Here is a 16,412-nt window from a genome sequence, read left to right as displayed (position 1 = left end):
TATGAACGCCGCACTCCTTTCCCGCGCCTGGTCCGACCGCACGCCTACCGGGCGTGCCCTTGATTGCGCCGACCATATCGCCGTGCACGCGGAACATTGCCTGCGGCGCGAAGTGGAAACCTGGCCCAAGCCCGGGCTGGTCAGCCACGTCGACAGCGGCAGCCATCGGGACATGGACGTGCATACGTTCCGCCGCAGCGCTCGTGCGCTGCGTCCGTATTTTGCGGAACTGGCGCGCGCGGGTGCGCTAGGCGCGCCCATGGCGGCGCTGCGCAAGATCGGCGTGCGCGCAGAGGCCGCGATGATGAGCGCGACGGGCGGCGTCAACACGCATCGCGGCGCGATCTTCGGCGTAGGCCTGTTGTGCGCGGCAGCGGGAGCGCGTGATGTGCCCGGCGAGGCGTTGGGTGTTGTGGTCACGAACCGCTGGGGCGCGGACATCGGCGCCGGCCCGCGGCCTGCCGACAGCCACGGCGTGGCCGCCGCCCACCGCTACGGTGCCGGCGGCGCCCGCGCCGAGGCCGCGTCGGGTTTCCCCAGCGTGTACGAGATCGGACTGCCTGCGCTGCGCGAAGCCGAACGGATGGCGGCGGGGGATGAAGAGGCAATGCGCGTGCAAGCCTGCTTCGCCCTGATCGCAGTCGTCCAGGACACCAACCTGCTGCACCGGGGCGGCGCCGAAGGCCTGCGCTTCGCGCAGGAAACCGCGCGCCGCTTCATGCGGCAAGGCGGCATCGCCAACCCGCACTGGCGCGAGGCCGCGCGCGCCGCGCATGCCGCATTCGTGGCGCGCAATTTGAGCCCGGGCGGCTCGGCCGACCTGCTCGCCATGAGTCTTTTCGTACACGGCATGCCATGACACTCGCGCTGCTGTGCTCCGGCCAGGGAAACCAGCATGCGGAGATGTTCCGCATGACCGGAACCGCGGCGGCGGCAGAGTCGCTGTTCTTGCATGCGGCGGGACTGCTTGGCGTGGATCCGCGTCGTGCCGTCGGCGATGGCACGACGGACATTTTCGGCAACCGTGCCGCCCAGGTGGTTTGCACTGCCCAGGCCCTGGCCGCGCACGCCGCGTTGCGGGACCTGCTGCCGCGCCGTCTGTGCGTGGCCGGCTACAGCGTGGGCGAAGTGGCCGCCTGGGGCGTGGCGGGGGTGTTTACGCCGGAAGTCACGCTGGATCTCGCAGCCGCGCGCGCCGACGCCATGACGGACGCCAGCGGCGGCATCGTGGCGGCCCGAAACGCGCGCGGCGTGCAGGACACACATCGCGCGGCGGACACACAAGGCGCAAAGATCACAGCAAGGCCCCAGGACTCGCAAGGGATGCTGTTCGTGCGCGGATTGAGCGAACAACGGATAGCCCGCCTGTGCGACGGACGCGATGCCGCGCCCGCCATCGTCAATCCCGGCGATGGATACGTCATCGGCGGCATGCGCGACGCACTGGATCTCATCGCCGCCGACGCCGAACGCGAGGGCGCGTCCAACGTGGGCTTCCTGAAGGTTTCCGTCGCGTCGCATACGCCCTTCATGGCCGGCGCCGCCACGGCATTCGACCGCCACCTCCGCGCAGCGCCGCGCACCGGCAGGCTGGCGCCCGGCGTGCGATTGATCAGCGGCATCGATGGCACAGCCGTCTTCGACGTGGATGATGGCATGATCAAGCTGGCGCGGCAGATCGAACAGACCATTCAATGGAGTGCGTGCCTGCAGGCCTGCGTCGAAGCGGGAAGCACCGCCTTCCTGGAACTGGGGCCCGGCCGCGCGCTCGCGGCCATGGCGAAGCTTGCGTACCCTGCCGTGCCGGCGCGCAGCATGGAGGAATTCCGCGACCTGGAAGGTGTGCGGGCGTGGCTGAAGAAAATGGATCGGAACGCCGCCTAGGCTGCCTGCACTCGACAACACGCCCGCATGCGTGGAGCAGATCGGACCGGCCCCGCCTTGCTGGCGCGGGGCCGGCCGATGGCGTCAGAAGATGTGCCGTATGCCGGTGGCCACGCCCACCTGCGAGGAATGCCCCGCGATTTCGGCCGAGGCGGCGTCATAGACCTTGTTGAAGTCGACGGTGCCGTACACCTGGGTGCGCTTGGACAAGGCATATTCGGCCACGGCCACCAGGGCGTAGCGCTTGCCCTTGTCGCCTTCTTCGATCAGGTTCTTGCTGGTGTCGAAATAGGCGGCTCCCGTAAGGGTCCATTTGGCCATCGGCTGCCATTTGACGCCGGCGTAGTAACCGTTGTCCTTGCGTTCCAGGCCGTTGTCCGGAAGGCTGGTATTGCCCATCACGGCATTGACGAAGCCGGTCTCGTCGCGGCCATTGAAGTAGCCGACGAACAAGCTCGTGTCATCCATCAGTTGATAAACCGCGTTCAGGTTCCATACGCGTTGGCTGTAGTCGGAGTCGGTGGCTGACCGCGTCAGCAGGTAGCCACCGCCCACGGTGAGCGGCCCGGTCGTGTAGCTCAGCGTTCCACCATATTGCTGGCCCAGCTTGTGGTCTTCGAAAGAGTCGCTGAACGCGTACGACAGGATCACGTCGAATCCGCCCAGCTTGTTATTGCGATAACGCACACTGTCGGAATAGCGGCCACGCGACATGGCGACCGGCAGCCAGGAGTTCTGCTCGTAGTTGCCCACCGTCAGGGGATCGAAGGTGTCGCCCAGAATGGTGAAAAGCGGTGTGTCCTGGCGTCCCAGCGAGATGGCGCCGATCTCGCCGCCATCCAGGCCGACGTAGGCGTGGCGATTGAAAAGGCGGCCGGGGTCGCTCTGCGTGCCGTCCTGCATGTTGAAGCCGCTTTCCAGGCGGAAGAAGGCGCTGTTGCCGTTGCCCAGGTCTTCCGTGCCGCGCAAACCGAAGCGGCTGTTGGTGATGGCGCCGTTCTCCATGGAGACGCGGCTGCCGTCGGCCTGGTATCCGGCGCCCGTGCTCAAATATCTGACGCTGACGTCGGCGATGCCGTACAGCGTAACGTTGGTGGCAGCCTGGGCGGCGGGGATCGCCGCGCATACCAGTGCCAGACCCATTGCGGTTCGCTTCATTACTTCTCCTCTCCCAGAAAACGGCACATTTAGTGTCGGCCTCCAGAGCCGTGTCGCCGATCGGTGGATAACCGTGGCGACATCAGTTTTGTGCTGTCCAACATGCCGCGCCTTGGCTTCAGGCGGCGTACGGTGCGCTCTGTTGGACGCAACAGGCCCTGGACCGGCGGTTCGTCTGAACGCATAGACCAGAACAGTCGTGTTCAGCGGCGGGAGTATAGGGGAAACAGATACAGGGGCCTTCAGGGTTAGCCCTATTCTGTTGCGTCGATGACGCAAAGACCTCGTGGAATTACCTCGGCGTTTTGAATTCTTGCGCGAGGACCGCGCGACGCCATGTGCGTATGCGGCCGCAGGCCGGGCGCGGCGCAGGTCGCCGCGGCGTCACGCCCTCGGCAACAGCGCGGCAATGACCTGGAGCAGTTCCCGGGGCTCGAAGGGCTTGTCCAGCACGCTGTTGAAAAGGTCGGGGACCTGCCGCGCCAGCAGGCCTTGCGCGCCTGTCACCAGGATGATCGGCAGCTTGCGCGTGGCCTCGTCGGCGCGTACCGCTTCCGCCAGTTCCAGGCCGGTCATCAGCGGCATCATGAAGTCGGTGATAAGCAGGTCCGGCCGCCGGGCCCGTATCAGGTCCAGTGCGACCCTGCCGTGCGGCGCGGTCACGACGTCGTACCCCGCATCTTCGAGGAGGTCGGCCAGCATCTCGGAGAGCAGGACCTCGTCGTCCGCGACGAGAATCAATGCCATGATGGCCTGCCTCGGGGCGCTTTAGACATCATGGTCAGGACCCGCTGAAGTTGCCGGACGATGGCTGGGCGGTTCCTGAAAACCCCAGGCGAGCCCCGATACGCAAGCCCTTGCTGGTGATCTCCAGTACGCGCGTGCTGGAGTCGAAGGCGCTGTCCCGCATCTTCTGGACGGCAATGGTGCGTATGAGATCGTGGTCCCGCTCGATTTGCCTGAGCAGGATCACGTTGTCGAACATGGCGGACAACTGTTCCGAAGGTGAAGTGACCTCTCTGTCCAGGATTTCGCGCAATTCCCATGTGAACATGGTGGTGACGCCCATGTCCCGCAGCCGGTTGGTCAGCGTGGCGAAAAACTCCACAAGACGCGCACGCTGCGTGGCCGCACGTTCGAATCCTCCAATACCGTCGATGAAAACCCGTTTGGCGCCGTGGCGGGACACGTCGTCCAGCAACTGATGGCCCAGCTTATCCAGCAGGTTCTCGGCGAGGGGATTCCACCTCACATGCAGATGGTCATTCGGCGGAAGCCTGATACCCAGTGCGTCGGCCTTGCGCTTGAGCAGGGCCGGCGTTTCGAAGAATCCGAAATGCAAGGCGGGCGCCTCGGCTGTGCCGACGCTGAGAAAGTGCAAGCCCAGTGTGGTCTTGCCCGTACCGGTCGGGCCGGCGAGCAAGGTCACCGAACCGCAGGGCAGGCCGTCGCCGACCAGCGCGTCCACCCCGGCGTCACCTGTGCTGACACGGTGCGTTGCGATGCGCTCCGGCACGGCTGGCCACTCAACCGCCTCGATGCGCGGGTAGATCGTGATACCCATCGGCGAGATCTCGTACTGGTGCAGCCCGCCGATGGACGCGCTGCCGCGCGACTTGCGGACTTGCAGTTGGCGCACCGAGCGCACGCCGAACAACTCCTCGTTCAGCTCCAGTACCCCGTCGACCATGGTGTGCTCCGGGCTGGCATCATCCAGCCGCGTGCTGGTCAGGAACAATACCGTGCAGCCGACGAATCCCGCCTGCCCCTGGACTTCGGCGACAAAGGTCTTGACGTCCAGGTCGGTCTCGGCAAGCTCGCGCGCATTGAGCAGCCCATCGAAGATCAGGAGGGTGGCGTTGTGGCGCTTGGTTTCCTGGCGCAGCAGCTTGACCACGGCGCCAAGGCCTTCCTCGCGCAGGGCGTGGAAGACGCTGACGTAGGCGATCTCCTGGCCCAGCTTGTCGCGGTCGAAGAAGTCCAGCGTTGACATCGCCTGGAACAGCCGCTCGTGGCTTTCCGCCAGCAGGGTGACGTACAGGACCTTGGCGCCCTTGGCCGCATGCGCGAAGGCGATCTGATTCGAAAGTATGGTCTTGCCTGCTCCGGGGCGGCCCTGGATGATGTAGGAAGCGCCTTCGATGAACCCGCCATTCAGGATGCGGTCCAACCCATCGATCCCACTCGCCATACGCGCGAGATGTCGCACTACCAGTCCTCCCAATCGCCTCCGCCCACGGCGGTCCGGCCAAAGTTTCCCGCATGTTGGATTTGGGCGTCAAGGGAAAACGTCCACGCTTTCCCGTTGGTGCAGCTTGATACGCCGCGGCCAGGTATACCGCTTGCGTTCTGCTCATCCCATGGTAAGAGCCCAGAGGAATCAGAAATGAAGCGAATGCCTATTCTCGTCGCCATCCTGTTCGCCGCTTCGACCGCGCTCGTCAGCGGATGCACGGTGGGCGGCGCGGTGGCTGGCGGTGTAATCGGCCACGAGACCACTCACAGCACGGCGGGTACGGTCGGCGGTGCGGCGCTGGGCGGCATCATAGGCCATGAAATCGGCGAGCACTAGCCCGGCCGTCCCGCCATGCCTGCCGTCGCCGGTGTGCAGTGGCCGGGTCCCGGCGTGATCCAGCCGGCTCCGGTCCCGCGTCCGGCAGCGGCCAGGCCACCGCCCGAGTCGTCAAGCTCTTCAGCCGGATGGTTGAGATACGGTCTAGACCACCCGCGCGGCCCAGCCATAGGGCGCACAATAGGGTCGGAAAAGCGCGGCGGCACCTTGTCGGTTCGCCTTAGTCGGTTGGTATGCGTGTGGCCCCCGGGGGAAAACAAAGGAGCGCCGTCCAAACGGCCATCGTCTCAGCCGGCCACGCCCAGTATGGGACGGCGTCCGCAAGAGGGTCGCGGGGCGTTTTGGGGCGCCATCCAGGGCCCGAGGCCATGCCCGGGCGGATGGCCGTATGCCCGATGCAAAATCGTCAAAGATCCTTGCATTTGCAAGCTTTTTCAGCCTTGGCGTTGCCATGCCGCAGTGCGATAGTACGGCTCGCGTTCAGGTGCGTCGGATTGCTCAAGGGGAAGCTGCGACACGCGTGGCGCGCGATGTGGCGGGGCGGGTTGCGCGACCCGTGCCTTGCCGTCCAGGCGGCGTGCCGCTTGCCTCTGAGATGCGCGGAGCGAGCCCATGATCCAGTACAAAAACTTCGTCATCGAATGTGCCGTGGAAAGCTTGAAGGACGGCCTGTACCGGGCACGTATCTTCATTTCCATGCTGGAAGGCGGTAATCCGGTGAACGGCTTCGCCTTTCCGCCGTACCCCGGCGCGATGATCCAGACCGAAAGCATGGCGCGCAAGGGCGCCGAGCAGTGGGCACGCGAGTGGATCGACGAGAATTTCTAGCCCGGGCGGGGGATGCGGTATTGCCGCATCGGCACGTTACGGCTTGGCGTCGCCGCCATCCTGGCTCTTGGGCTGCGGGATGGGCTCGCAGTTGAAGGTGACGTAGGTGACCTGCTGCCGCGGCCCGGTGGCATGGTTGGATGCCACCTCCGGCTTGGTCATTTTCTGGCCCTGGGATTGGCAATACTGCTTGGCGCGGTCCAGCGCGTCGCTCTTGAGTTGCACCCAGGACGTAGTCCGGCTGCCGGCGCGGCTGGTGAGCGTGTATTGGTTCGGCTCCCCGGTCGGTATGATCGGCCCCATGGCCGACGTGCAGGCCCCCAGCAAGGCCAGCGGGACCGCTAGAAAGGCGGTACGAAAGTGCATGAGTACTCCAATGCGGCGTGTGGCCGACATTATGCAGGAGCGCCCGCGTCGGCGGAAAGACGATTGGCGGGGGCCCCGCGGGCCCGGAACCGGGGCCGGCCGGAGCGCCACCCGCCGGAGAACATCACCGCCATCCGCGTTAGCGCCCGCTCCTGTCCAATTCAATACGGACCGCCCTGCACCGTGCGCCCCATGGCGGGCTGGCGATCGAACTGCGCGGCCAGGGATTCGGTCGCGCGGGCCAGCAAGGTAGCGTCGACCCCCACCGCGACGAAGGTCGCTCCCAACGACAGGAAATGTTTCGCCCGTTCGGGCCTGGTGTGCAGGATGCCGGCTGCCTTGCCGGCGCCGATGATGCGCGCGATGGCCCCGTCGATCGCGGCCGTTACTTCGGGATGCTCGGGGTTGTTCACATAGCCCATGCCGGCAGACAGGTCCGCGGGCCCGATGAACACACCGTCGACGCCGTCCACGGCGAGAATGCCTTCCAACGCTGCCAGTCCTTTCGGCGTTTCTATCTGCAGCAGCACACACATTTCATCGTTCGCGCGCAGCGGGTAATCCGGGATCCGGTTCCAGCGGCTGGACCGAGCCAGGGCGCTGCCCATGCCGCGTATGCCGGCGGGGGGATAGCGCACCGCCGCGACCGCGGCCTGGGCTTCCTCGACCGATTCGATCATGGGAATGAGCAGGTTCTGGGCGCCGATGTCGAGGATCTGCTTGATGCGCACGAAGTCGTTCCAGGGCGGGCGGACCACCGGCGCGACGGGGTAGGGCGCGATGGCCTGCAGTTGGGTCAGCATGCTTTGCAGCTCGTTGGGCGCGTGCTCCCCGTCGATCAATAGCCAGTCGAATCCGGAGCCGGCGCTGATTTCCGCCGTATAGGGATGGGCCAGTGCCGCCCAGAGGCCGATCTGCGGCCGCCGCTCGCGCAGCGCGCGCTTGAAGGGATTGCTGAGGATGTCCATGCGATTGTTGCCCCCGAGTCGATGCAAACCGCCAAGCATACCCGTCGGGCGGGATGGGGGCATGTGGAGGCGCCGACGGCGTCGTCCGCCCGGCAGCGCGCACGGCGCGGCGGCGCGCCTTGGACGATAATAGTGCGGACCGCCACCTAGACGGTCTGGAGAAGCCGGATGGCATTGCATCAATTCAGGAAGGGCGAGCTGGGCTATTGGCTCGGCGTCATCGCCGAAGGCGGCATGGACAAGACCGGGCCGGTGCCCCAGGCCTTCGTCGATGCGCTGGTCACACTGCGCTGCATCGAGATCGATGCATCCGGCGCGCCCGTCATTACCGACAAGGGTCGCCTGGCGCTGCGCATGGAAAACCAAGACCTGCATTCCGGCTCATGAGCACGCCGGCGCCGCGCACCGATGCCGCGCTCGCCGCCCTGGTGGCGGAACTGCGCGCGCACTACCAGGAAGTCATATTGCCCCTCTGGCTCGGACGGGGTTTCAACGAGACGCTCGCGCTTCCGTACGAAGCCGTGTCGGGCGCCACGGGCGTACCGCTGCCGCCGAAGCGCTACCGCGCCATGGCGTGCGCGCGGCAGTTATTCGTGTTTTCGCTGAGCGACGCCCCCGTGGCCACCGCCCACGGCAAGCGCCTGTTCGAATCGCTGCGCGCACGCTTCGGCCATCCCCAGGGGGGCTGGCTGTATAGCATCGATGCGGACGGCGCGGCGCTGGAAACGCATCATGACCTGTACACGTACGCATTCGTCGTGTTCGCGTGCGCAGCCTGGTTCAAGCGCTCGCGCGATCCGCAGGTTCTGCAGCTGATGCGCGACACGGTGTCCATGATCGAGTCACGTTTCGGCGCCACGGGCGGGCTCTACTGGGCACAGCTGGAGGCCGATGGCAGCACGCCGCGCCAAGGACCGCAGCAGAACCCCATCATGCACCTGACCGAGGCCTATCTGGCGGCTCGCGATACAGGCGAGGCGGACTGGTATGACGCGGCGCTGGGCCGTATCGCGCAGGCCGTGGCGGCGCACTTCAGGGATACGGCGACGCAGTGCATCTGCGAACTGCCGGTGCGCGAGCCGCAGAACCGGGTCGAACCCGGGCACCAGTTCGAATGGTATGCGCTGGTGCGGGGCGCACCGGGCGTATTCGGCGATACGGCGCTATGGGAGTCGGCGCCCAAGGCCTTCGAGTACGCCCGCCGGCATGGGGTGGAACCGGACCTGGAAGGCGTCTGCGCCAGCCTGGACCTGGCGGGTGCGATGAGCGACGCGACGCAACGTATCTGGGCGCAGACGGAATATGCCCGCAGCCTTGCCATGCAGCCGGACGACACTGCCCTGCAGGGCTTGAAGCGGCAATTGAGCCACTTCCGCGAGCGCTTCATCCATGCGGGCGGCTGGTATGAATGCCTGGATGGACACGGCCGTGTGGCGCGTGCCGACATGCCTTCCACCACGCCCTACCACCTGGCCACCTGCTACGCCGCCTTGCCGCCCGCGTAGCGGACGAGGCGTTGTCCCGTCCCTGTTATGTTTCGCTTTGTGCGTATTTCTTGCGAAATATGTAGATTTCTGCGATCCTGCGCGCCATTCACCGGCGTGGCCGGTCCTGCACGGGAGCGCACCTATGACACCCAGGTTGATTCAGGGCTTTACCGTATACGCCTATTCGACGCCGCCGCAGGGCCGAGAACCGGCCCGGGCTTTCATGGAGACTCGCAAGGAGGGTCCGGACGCGGAGACCCAGACCTTCGAGATCTACGTGTCGCGTCGCTTCCGCAGCGGCATCGAGGCAATGTCGGCTGCCCGTAATGCGCTGGCTGCCGTCAAGACGGTGGACGAGAACGGCGTGCCCGACCACCTCCCCGAATGACGCCGGCCAGCGGGCGCCGCGCGGCGCCCGCTGTTTCCTATGCGCGCAACTGATCCGCGATGGGCAGCGTGCGGATCCGCTTGCCGGTCGCGGCGAAAATGGCGTTGCACAGGGCCGGCGCGAAGGGCGGCAGGAAAGGCTCGCCGACCCCGCCCAGCGGCATGTCGTAGCCATGAGGGACCATGTGGACGCGGATATCGATGTTCGCGTCCTGCATGCGCGTCACCTGGTACTGGTGGAAGTTGGTCTGCTCGGTCTGCCCGTCCTTGAAGGTGATTTCGCCGAGCGTGGCCAGGCTCAACCCCATGATGCAGGCGCCTTCGGCCTGGGCCCGGATGCGGTCCGGCTGGACCTGCGGACCGCAATCGCCGGCAATGTCCACGCGCTTGACGCTGACCTGGCCGTCCTGCCCCACGGCGACTTCGACCACCATGGCGACGTAGGTGACGAAGCTATAGGCGTAGGCGAGCCCGAGGCCGTGCCCGGGAGGAAGCTTGCGTCCCCAATCGGCTTCCCGGGTGGCCACCTCGATGACCTTGCGGATGCGGCCGGTGTCGACCGGGTAGATCTCTGGCGATTCCCCATAGTTGGTGGTGTCGGCCAGGGCGCGCGGCGAGACGCGGCGTGGCGGCCCGATCAGTTCCAGCAGGAAATCGCGGTGGTCGCGCTTGGCCGCGTGGGCCATTTCGGCGATGAAGGACTGCACGGCGAAGGCATGGGGGATGTTCGAGACCGAACGGAACCAGCCGATGCGCGTGTGTGCTTCCGTTTCCGGCGCTTCGACGCGCATGTTGCGCACGTCGAAGGGGAGGTTGACGGCCGACATGCCCAGTTCCGAGGGCTGTTCGCCCCTGGCCTGCAGCGAGAAGGTCGAGGCGATCGGTGGCGCGGCGGTGCGGTGCAGCCAGGCCACCACCTTGCCCTGGCCGTCCAGGCCGCCTTGCAGGTGCTCGTACGAGACGGTGTGGAAGTAGTCGTTGCGGATGTCGTCTTCGCGGGTCCAGGTGACCTTGACCGGCTTGCCTTCCATCGCCTTGGACAATAGCGCCGCTTCGGCGGCAAAGTCGGGCTTGGATTTGCGGCCGAAGCCGCCGCCCAGCAGGGTAATGTGGACCGTGACGTCCTGCGGCTTGAGGTTCAGGTGCTGGGAGACGATGTCGGCCGTCGCCTGCGGCGCCTGTACGCAGGCCCATATCTCGAATTTGCCCCCTTGCACGCGGGCGACGGCCGCCGGCGGTTCCATGGTGGCGTGGGCGAGGTGCGGCAGGTAGTACTCGGCCTGCACGCGCGTGGCGGCCGAAGCCAGGGCTGCCATGGCGTCGCCGTCGTTGCGGGCGACCTTGCCGGGCTTCTGCACGAGGTCATGCAGATAGGTCTTGTATGCGGCCGAATCGTAGCTGCCGTTGGGACCATTGTCCCAGTCGATCTTCAGGGCCTCGCGGCCCTTGATGGCCGCCCAGGTGTTGGTGGCGATCACGGCGATGCCGCCCAGCGGATGGAACTGCGCGGGCAAGGGCGTCGCGGCGACCTCGACCACCTTGACCACGCCCGGTACTTTCAGGGCGGCGTCGGCGTCGTAATGCCTGACCTTGCCGCCCAGCACGCCGGGCCGGGCAATCACGGCGTACAGCATGCCGTCCAGGCGGGTATCGATGCCGTACTGTGTATTGCCGGTCGCGACGTTGCGCCCGTCGACGTTGCGCACGTCCGGCTTGCCGATATAGCGGAACTGGTCGGGCTGTTTCAGCCGCAATGCCTCGCCCTTGGGCACCGGCATGGCGGCCGCCTGCTGCGCCAGTTCGCCGTACCCCAGCTGCCGTCCCGTCTTGGCATGCACCACCTGATGCTGGCGTGCCTGTACTTCGGATAACGGTACATTCCATTGTTTGGCGGCGGCGGCTTCCAGCATGCCCCGCGCCGCGGCGCCCACGCGCCGCATCGGCGCGAAAAAGTGCCGCGTGCTGCGCGAGCCGTCGGTGTTCTGGTTGCCGTACTTGTTCTGGTCGCCGGGCGCCTGCACGACGCGCACGCGGTCCCAGTCGGCCTCCATTTCGTCGGCGATCACCAGCGGCAGGCCGGTGCGGACGCCTTGTCCCATCTCGGGCCGCAAGGCCATGATGGTCACGATGCCATCCGTGCCGATATTGACGAAGACCGTGGGGTCGTCGACGGTGCCCCCGGGAAAGCCGTCAGCGCCATACTTGCGGGTGTCGGCGGCCAGCACGTTGCCGGACCAGCCGCCCATGAGCACCAGGCCGGTGGCGGCGCCGGCCGCCTTCAACAGCGCACGGCGCTGGGGCGATGCGACGTCGGATCGGACGGCGGACGCGTCGGTGTCATGCGTATCGCGCCCGTTGGCGCCGGCACCGCTGGCGAGCAGGGAAAGGGTGTGCCTGGTCATCATGCCTGGCCTCCCTTGACGGCGGCCGCGGACTGGACGCCGGCTGCCTGCTTGATGGCGGTGCGGATGCGCGTGTAGGTGCCGCAGCGGCAGATGTTGCCGCTCATGGCGCCGTCGATGTCGGCATCGTTCGGTTTGGGGGTATTTTTCAAAAGCGCGGTGGCCGACATGATCTGGCCGGCTTGGCAATAGCCGCATTGCGGGACGCCGACGGCGACCCAGGCGTCCTGGACCTTCTTGCCGACTTCGTCGGCGGCAATGCCTTCGATGGTGGTGATCTGCTTGCCGGCGGCGGCCGAGACAGGCGTGACACAGGAGCGTATCGGTGCGCCGTCCAGATGCACCGTACAGGCGCCGCACAGGGCCATGCCGCAGCCGAATTTGGTGCCGGTCAGTCCGACCACATCGCGCAGGGCCCAGAGGATGGGGGTATCGTCGGGAACATCGACGTCGTGTTGCTTGCCATTGATTGTCAGGCTGGCCATGGATGTGCGGTCCTCATGGTGAATAAGGGGCGTCCGGTACGGGCGGGTAAACTCAGCCGATGAGCATAGTACCGATCAGCCAATTACGGAACGGGTTTGTAGGCGTGCTGCTGGCCGGCGGGCGTGGCGAGCGGTTCCGCGCGTCTGCACAGTGCGCGGATGCTGACAAATTGCTGGCTGTCCTGCCCGACGGGCGATACGTGGCGGCCGCCGCGGCGGCCGCCATGCGGGAAGTGCTGCCCACGGTGGTGGCTGTCGTACGGCCCGGGAATGCTGCCTTGCGGGGGGCGTTGCAGGATGCCGGCTGCATCGTGCTGGAAAGCAGCGCGGCGGTGCGCGGCATGGGCGCCAGCCTGGCACATGCCGCGCAGGCGCTGGCACGCGCGCATGCCGATGCCGATGCCGATGCTGATACCGATGCTGATGCTGATGCTGATGCTGATGCTGATGCTGATGCTGATGCTGATGCCGGTGCGCATGGGCGCGCGGATGCGCCGCCGACGGCGCCACCCCGCGGTTGCGTGGTGGCCTTGGCCGATATGCCATGGGTGGCGCCGGCGACGTTCGAATCGGTGCGGCAAGCCGCGCTGGCGCATCGCATCGCCGCCGCGGCGCACGGCGGACGCCGTGGACATCCGGTGGCTTTCGCGTGGGACCTCCTGCCCGAGCTCGCCGCGCTGGACGGTGACGAGGGCGCGCGTTCCCTGCTGCGGCGCCACGGCGTGTACGAAGTTCCCTGCGACGATCCCGGCGTGCTGCGCGATGTCGACACGGTGGACGATCTGGCCTGAATCATCCTGGCCCGAATCATCGGGGCCTGGATCATCGGCTACGTTCGGCGCCTTGCGCGATCGCAGGCGTGACGGCTCACGTGAGCGTGCAGCGGCGCACGCCCAGGCTTTTGCGGGATGCCCGGCGCTTACGCAGCCGTCTGTGCATCGGCCGCATCCGCGTCGGCATCGGCGTCCGAGCCGCCGTGCGCGGCGCTGCGCTGCTGGCGATTCCACATACCCGCATAGACGCCGTCGCGCGCCAGCAGGGCTGCATGCGTACCGCGCTCCACCACGCGGCCGTCCCCGAGGACGATGATTTCGTCGGCATCGACGACGGTGGACAGGCGGTGCGCGATGATCAGGGTCGTGCGTCCGGCGCTGACTTCGCGTAGGTTGGCCTGGATCTCGCGTTCGGTATGCGTGTCCAGCGCACTGGTGGCTTCATCGAAGACAAAAATGGCGGGCTGCTTCAGCATGGTGCGCGCGATGGCGACGCGTTGTTTCTCGCCGCCGGACAGTTTCAGTCCACGCTCGCCGACCACGGTGTCATAGCCGTCCGGCATGTTCAGGACCAGCGTGTGCACATGCGCCATGCGCGCGGCCGCCTCGACCTCGGCCTCGCTTGCCCCGGGACGGCCGTAGGCGATGTTGTAGCGGATGGTGTCGTTGAACAGTACGGTGTCCTGCGGCACGATGCCGATGGCGGCGCGCACGCTGGCCTGGGCCACCGTGCGGATATCCTGCCCGTCGATCAGGATGGCGCCGGCGTCGACGTCATAGAAGCGGAACAGCAGCCGCGCCAGGGTGGACTTGCCCGCTCCGGATGGCCCGACCACCGCCAGTGTCCTGCCGGCCGGTATGGCGAAGTCGACGCCTTTCAGGATGGGCCTGCGCGCGTCATAGCCGAAGGTCACGCCGCGGAATTCCACGTGCCCGCCCTGCAGCCGCAGCGCCGGCGCGCCCGGCGTATCCTGGATCTCGCGGTCTTCGCCCAGCAATTCGAACATGCGCTCCATGTCGATGATGGATTGCTTGATTTCCCGGTAGATAAAGCCGAAGAAACTCAGCGGATCGTAGAGTTGCAGCAGATAGGTGTTGACCAGGACGAAGTCGCCCAGGGTGTACTGGCCGCGCGTGATGCCGCGCGCGGCCATCCACATGACCAGCGTCAGCCCGACGGAGATGATGACAGCCTGGCCGATATTGAGCAGGGACAGGCTGACCTGGCTGCTGACCGCCGCGCGCTGGTATTGATGCAGCGACATGTCGTAGCGGCGCGCTTCATGTTCCTCGTTGCCGAAGTACTTGACCGTTTCGTAGTTCAACAGGCTTTCGATGGCCTTGGTGTTGGCTTCGGAATCGGTTTCGTTCATGCGGCGCCTGAACTTGGTGCGCCATTCCGTGACCAGCAGCGTATAGGCGAGATACAGCACGACGGTCACGGCGGTGGTCAGCGCCAGCCAGATATCGAACATGCGCCACAGCAGCCCGCACACCAGGGCGATCTCGAAGAAGGTGGGCAGCACGTTGAACAGCAGATACTGCAGCAGCGTCTGGATGCCGCGCGTCCCCCGTTCGATGGCACGTGTCAGCCCTCCGGTGTGCCGGCCCAGGTGAAAGCGCAAGGCCAATGCATGGAGGTGGCGGAAGATCTGCAGGCCGACTTCACGCACGGCGTGCTGGCCGACCTTGGCGAACAGCGCATCGCGCAATTCCGAGAACAGCAGCGACAGGATGCGCGCCGCGCCATAGGCGAGGATCAAGCCGATGGGCAAGGCGGCCGGGCCGGCGTCATGGCCGTGGCTCAGCGCGTCCACGGCGGATTTGTACAGGATGGGGATGTAGACCACGGCCGCCTTGGCCGCGAACAGGCAGGCCAGCGCGGCGATCACGCGCAGCTTGAGCTCAGTCTGTCCGGGAGGCCACAGATAGGGGCCGAGCGACCGCAGTGTCGCGATGCTGCCGCGCGGCGCGCGGGCCGGCGGCGCGGCGGTGGAAGAGGGCGGGGAGGACATGGGAAGCGCCAGGAGCGAAAGGCAGCGATGCAGAGCCGCCATTATCGTCCAAGCCTATCCGGCCATTCACGTCCCGGAGGACGGTTTCTCTCCGGCGGCGAGGAAAGCGCTGAGCATGGACACCTCGGCGCGATTGGTGGCGTCGTCGCGCGCCAAGCGCTCGTACAGGCGCGCCGCGCTTTCGAAGAAGCGGCGTCCGCTTTCGTCGTCCTTCAGGAAGCCGGCGATTTCCTCCATCTCGGCCACCCAGCGGTAGGCCTTGCCATACATATCCGGTACGGTACGCGTGAAGTGCTTGAGCAGGTGCGGCTGGCTATCAGCCAGTTCTTCGTAAAGGGCCTGCGCGGTGCCATTGCGCGTCGCGCCCAGCATCATGGTGCAGGCCAGCGCGACCAGTCCCTTCGTGATGCCGGCATACGACATCTTGAGCGCCGAGGCGGCGCCCAGCGCGTCGGACAGCACCCGTATGCGCAAATTGCCTTCGCGCAGCACGCTCAGGGCCGCTGCGCCAGGGCCGGAGCAGTACAGCACCGGCCCCGGGGCGCCCGGGCGCGGCGGGCCGCCGATGATGCCGCCGTCGACGAAGGCGGCGCCGCTCGGCTGGATGATGCGCGCCACTTCGTCGGCGTTGGCCGGATTGATGGCGTTGCAGTCCACGTAGACCGGCGCGCGCCCCTGTGCCTGGAACAACGGCGCGAAGCGCCGGGCCAGACCGATGGCCTCGGCCGGCGGGACGATGGACAGGAAAATGTCGGCATGCGCCAATTCGGCATCGGGCCGGTGGTGCATCCCGCATGAGCGCGCGCGTTCGATGCTGGCCTGGCTGCGGCCGATAATCGAGGTAAGCACCTGGAATCCATGTTCGTTCAGCCGATGCGCGATGGCGCTGCCCATGGCCCCGGGCGCGACGATTGCGACGCGTGGCTTCATGTCCTTCCTCCTGCGGCGGTATATGTGGCCTGGCCCGGATGACTGTACACGTCCAGCCCGCCGTCAGCCAACGGGACATGTTAGCGTCTACGATCGAGTCCGCCGCCTGGGGCAGGGGACAGGCCGGCGTCGTATCCAGCATGCCCCTGGGATTCAT

The 16,412-nt window shown here is 66.5% G+C and carries 17 protein-coding genes; 8 read left to right on the top strand and 9 right to left on the bottom strand.

Features of this window, described 5'->3' with window-relative positions:
• Window position 1 precedes the first annotated feature (1 nt).
• Both mdcB and BAU07_RS16590 read left to right on the top strand, forming a co-directional pair.
• Window positions 2-859, top strand: coding sequence for a triphosphoribosyl-dephospho-CoA synthase MdcB (mdcB, locus tag BAU07_RS16595; RefSeq protein WP_066665502.1), 858 nt, complete (start codon window positions 2-4; stop codon window positions 857-859).
• A complete protein-coding gene (locus BAU07_RS16590; RefSeq protein WP_066659680.1) occupies window positions 856-1,884 on the top strand; it encodes an ACP S-malonyltransferase in 1,029 nt (342 codons plus the stop codon). Before mdcB ends, BAU07_RS16590 begins: the two co-directional genes overlap by 4 nt.
• Window positions 1,885-1,968: 84 nt before the next feature.
• Here the strand turns inward: BAU07_RS16590 and BAU07_RS16585 are convergent, their stop codons facing one another.
• The 3 genes from BAU07_RS16585 to BAU07_RS16575 all read right to left on the bottom strand — a co-directional run bounded on the left by BAU07_RS16585 (window position 1,969) and on the right by BAU07_RS16575 (window position 5,212).
• The gene (locus BAU07_RS16585) at window positions 1,969-3,042 is read right to left on the bottom strand and encodes a porin (protein ID WP_066659677.1); all 1,074 of its coding nucleotides are present in this window, start codon (window positions 3,040-3,042) and stop codon (window positions 1,969-1,971) included.
• Between the two features lie 384 nt (window positions 3,043-3,426).
• Window positions 3,427-3,789 (bottom strand): response regulator, encoded by a 363-nt coding sequence (locus BAU07_RS16580; protein ID WP_066659676.1) that lies wholly within the window; start codon window positions 3,787-3,789, stop codon window positions 3,427-3,429.
• Window positions 3,790-3,823: 34 nt separating this feature from the next.
• Window positions 3,824-5,212: an ATPase domain-containing protein gene (locus BAU07_RS16575; protein WP_198168811.1), complete on the bottom strand. Its 1,389-nt coding sequence runs from the start codon at window positions 5,210-5,212 to the stop codon at window positions 3,824-3,826.
• Window positions 5,213-5,437: 225 nt separating this feature from the next.
• Between BAU07_RS16575 and BAU07_RS16570 the strand changes: the two genes are divergently transcribed.
• Window positions 5,438-5,614, top strand: coding sequence for a glycine zipper 2TM domain-containing protein (locus BAU07_RS16570; protein WP_198168936.1), 177 nt, complete (start codon window positions 5,438-5,440; stop codon window positions 5,612-5,614).
• Between the two features lie 612 nt (window positions 5,615-6,226).
• Window positions 6,227-6,442, top strand: a complete 216-nt coding sequence (locus BAU07_RS16565) for a hypothetical protein (protein ID WP_066659669.1) — start codon at window positions 6,227-6,229, stop codon at window positions 6,440-6,442.
• Between the two features lie 36 nt (window positions 6,443-6,478).
• On the opposite strand, the gene BAU07_RS16560 is transcribed toward BAU07_RS16565, so the two are convergent.
• Window positions 6,479-6,808 carry a hypothetical protein gene (locus tag BAU07_RS16560; protein ID WP_066659668.1) on the bottom strand — a complete coding sequence of 110 codons (330 nt, stop codon included), beginning with the start codon at window positions 6,806-6,808 and terminating at the stop codon, window positions 6,479-6,481.
• Window positions 6,809-6,969: 161 nt separating this feature from the next.
• Window positions 6,970-7,776: a 4-hydroxy-2-oxoheptanedioate aldolase gene (gene hpaI / locus BAU07_RS16555; RefSeq protein ID WP_066659666.1), complete on the bottom strand. Its 807-nt coding sequence runs from the start codon at window positions 7,774-7,776 to the stop codon at window positions 6,970-6,972.
• Window positions 7,777-7,944: 168 nt separating this feature from the next.
• Between hpaI and BAU07_RS16550 the strand changes: the two genes are divergently transcribed.
• From BAU07_RS16550 to BAU07_RS16540, 3 genes are all read left to right on the top strand, one after another.
• Entirely contained in the window at window positions 7,945-8,163 is a 219-nt protein-coding gene (locus BAU07_RS16550) for a hypothetical protein (protein ID WP_066659664.1), read from the top strand.
• Complete coding sequence (locus BAU07_RS16545; protein ID WP_066659662.1) at window positions 8,160-9,281, top strand: AGE family epimerase/isomerase; 1,122 nt, start codon at window positions 8,160-8,162, stop codon at window positions 9,279-9,281. Before BAU07_RS16550 ends, BAU07_RS16545 begins: the two co-directional genes overlap by 4 nt.
• A 124-nt stretch (window positions 9,282-9,405) precedes the next feature.
• Complete coding sequence (locus tag BAU07_RS16540; RefSeq protein WP_066659660.1) at window positions 9,406-9,651, top strand: hypothetical protein; 246 nt, start codon at window positions 9,406-9,408, stop codon at window positions 9,649-9,651.
• Window positions 9,652-9,688: 37 nt separating this feature from the next.
• Here the strand turns inward: BAU07_RS16540 and BAU07_RS16535 are convergent, their stop codons facing one another.
• Window positions 9,689-12,055 (bottom strand): xanthine dehydrogenase family protein molybdopterin-binding subunit, encoded by a 2,367-nt coding sequence (locus tag BAU07_RS16535; protein ID WP_232338146.1) that lies wholly within the window; start codon window positions 12,053-12,055, stop codon window positions 9,689-9,691.
• On the bottom strand, window positions 12,052-12,537 hold the full coding sequence (locus BAU07_RS16530) for a (2Fe-2S)-binding protein (protein WP_066659658.1): 486 nt from the start codon (window positions 12,535-12,537) through the stop codon (window positions 12,052-12,054). Before BAU07_RS16530 ends, BAU07_RS16535 begins: the two co-directional genes overlap by 4 nt.
• Window positions 12,538-12,596: 59 nt before the next feature.
• Here BAU07_RS16530 and BAU07_RS16525 point away from each other — a divergent pair, with 59 nt between their 5' ends.
• Complete coding sequence (locus BAU07_RS16525; protein WP_084025833.1) at window positions 12,597-13,328, top strand: nucleotidyltransferase family protein; 732 nt, start codon at window positions 12,597-12,599, stop codon at window positions 13,326-13,328.
• Window positions 13,329-13,456: 128 nt separating this feature from the next.
• On the opposite strand, the gene BAU07_RS16520 is transcribed toward BAU07_RS16525, so the two are convergent.
• Window positions 13,457-15,325, bottom strand: coding sequence for an ABCB family ABC transporter ATP-binding protein/permease (locus tag BAU07_RS16520; protein ID WP_066665500.1), 1,869 nt, complete (start codon window positions 15,323-15,325; stop codon window positions 13,457-13,459).
• Window positions 15,326-15,391: 66 nt separating this feature from the next.
• Complete coding sequence (locus tag BAU07_RS16515) at window positions 15,392-16,255, bottom strand: NAD(P)-dependent oxidoreductase (protein ID WP_066659649.1); 864 nt, start codon at window positions 16,253-16,255, stop codon at window positions 15,392-15,394.
• Window positions 16,256-16,412 lie beyond the last annotated feature (157 nt).

This window comes from Bordetella flabilis (assembly GCF_001676725.1).
GTDB classification, from domain to species: Bacteria; Pseudomonadota; Gammaproteobacteria; order Burkholderiales; family Burkholderiaceae_B; genus Bordetella_C; species Bordetella_C flabilis.
The sequence above is the reverse complement of the archived record's forward strand: the minus strand, read 5'-3'. Positions and strand labels throughout refer to the sequence as shown.

Excerpts from the sequence above, each read along its gene's own strand:
- BAU07_RS16525 (WP_084025833.1), top strand. The coding sequence starts at position 12,597 with ATGAGCATAGTACCGATCAGCCAATTACGGAACGGGTTTGTAGGCGTG.
- BAU07_RS16570 (WP_198168936.1), top strand. The coding sequence starts at position 5,438 with ATGCCTATTCTCGTCGCCATCCTGTTCGCCGCTTCGACCGCGCTCGTC.
- BAU07_RS16540 (WP_066659660.1), top strand. The coding sequence starts at position 9,406 with ATGACACCCAGGTTGATTCAGGGCTTTACCGTATACGCCTATTCGACG.
- BAU07_RS16550 (WP_066659664.1), top strand. The coding sequence starts at position 7,945 with ATGGCATTGCATCAATTCAGGAAGGGCGAGCTGGGCTATTGGCTCGGC.
- BAU07_RS16580 (WP_066659676.1), bottom strand. The coding sequence starts at position 3,789 with ATGGCATTGATTCTCGTCGCGGACGACGAGGTCCTGCTCTCCGAGATG.
- mdcB (WP_066665502.1), top strand. The coding sequence starts at position 2 with ATGAACGCCGCACTCCTTTCCCGCGCCTGGTCCGACCGCACGCCTACC.
- BAU07_RS16590 (WP_066659680.1), top strand. The coding sequence starts at position 856 with ATGACACTCGCGCTGCTGTGCTCCGGCCAGGGAAACCAGCATGCGGAG.
- BAU07_RS16560 (WP_066659668.1), bottom strand. The coding sequence starts at position 6,808 with ATGCACTTTCGTACCGCCTTTCTAGCGGTCCCGCTGGCCTTGCTGGGG.
- BAU07_RS16530 (WP_066659658.1), bottom strand. The coding sequence starts at position 12,537 with ATGGCCAGCCTGACAATCAATGGCAAGCAACACGACGTCGATGTTCCC.
- BAU07_RS16515 (WP_066659649.1), bottom strand. The coding sequence starts at position 16,255 with ATGAAGCCACGCGTCGCAATCGTCGCGCCCGGGGCCATGGGCAGCGCC.
- BAU07_RS16520 (WP_066665500.1), bottom strand. The coding sequence starts at position 15,325 with ATGTCCTCCCCGCCCTCTTCCACCGCCGCGCCGCCGGCCCGCGCGCCG.
- BAU07_RS16545 (WP_066659662.1), top strand. The coding sequence starts at position 8,160 with ATGAGCACGCCGGCGCCGCGCACCGATGCCGCGCTCGCCGCCCTGGTG.
- BAU07_RS16565 (WP_066659669.1), top strand. The coding sequence starts at position 6,227 with ATGATCCAGTACAAAAACTTCGTCATCGAATGTGCCGTGGAAAGCTTG.
- BAU07_RS16535 (WP_232338146.1), bottom strand. The coding sequence starts at position 12,055 with ATGATGACCAGGCACACCCTTTCCCTGCTCGCCAGCGGTGCCGGCGCC.
- BAU07_RS16585 (WP_066659677.1), bottom strand. The coding sequence starts at position 3,042 with ATGAAGCGAACCGCAATGGGTCTGGCACTGGTATGCGCGGCGATCCCC.
- hpaI (WP_066659666.1), bottom strand. The coding sequence starts at position 7,776 with ATGGACATCCTCAGCAATCCCTTCAAGCGCGCGCTGCGCGAGCGGCGG.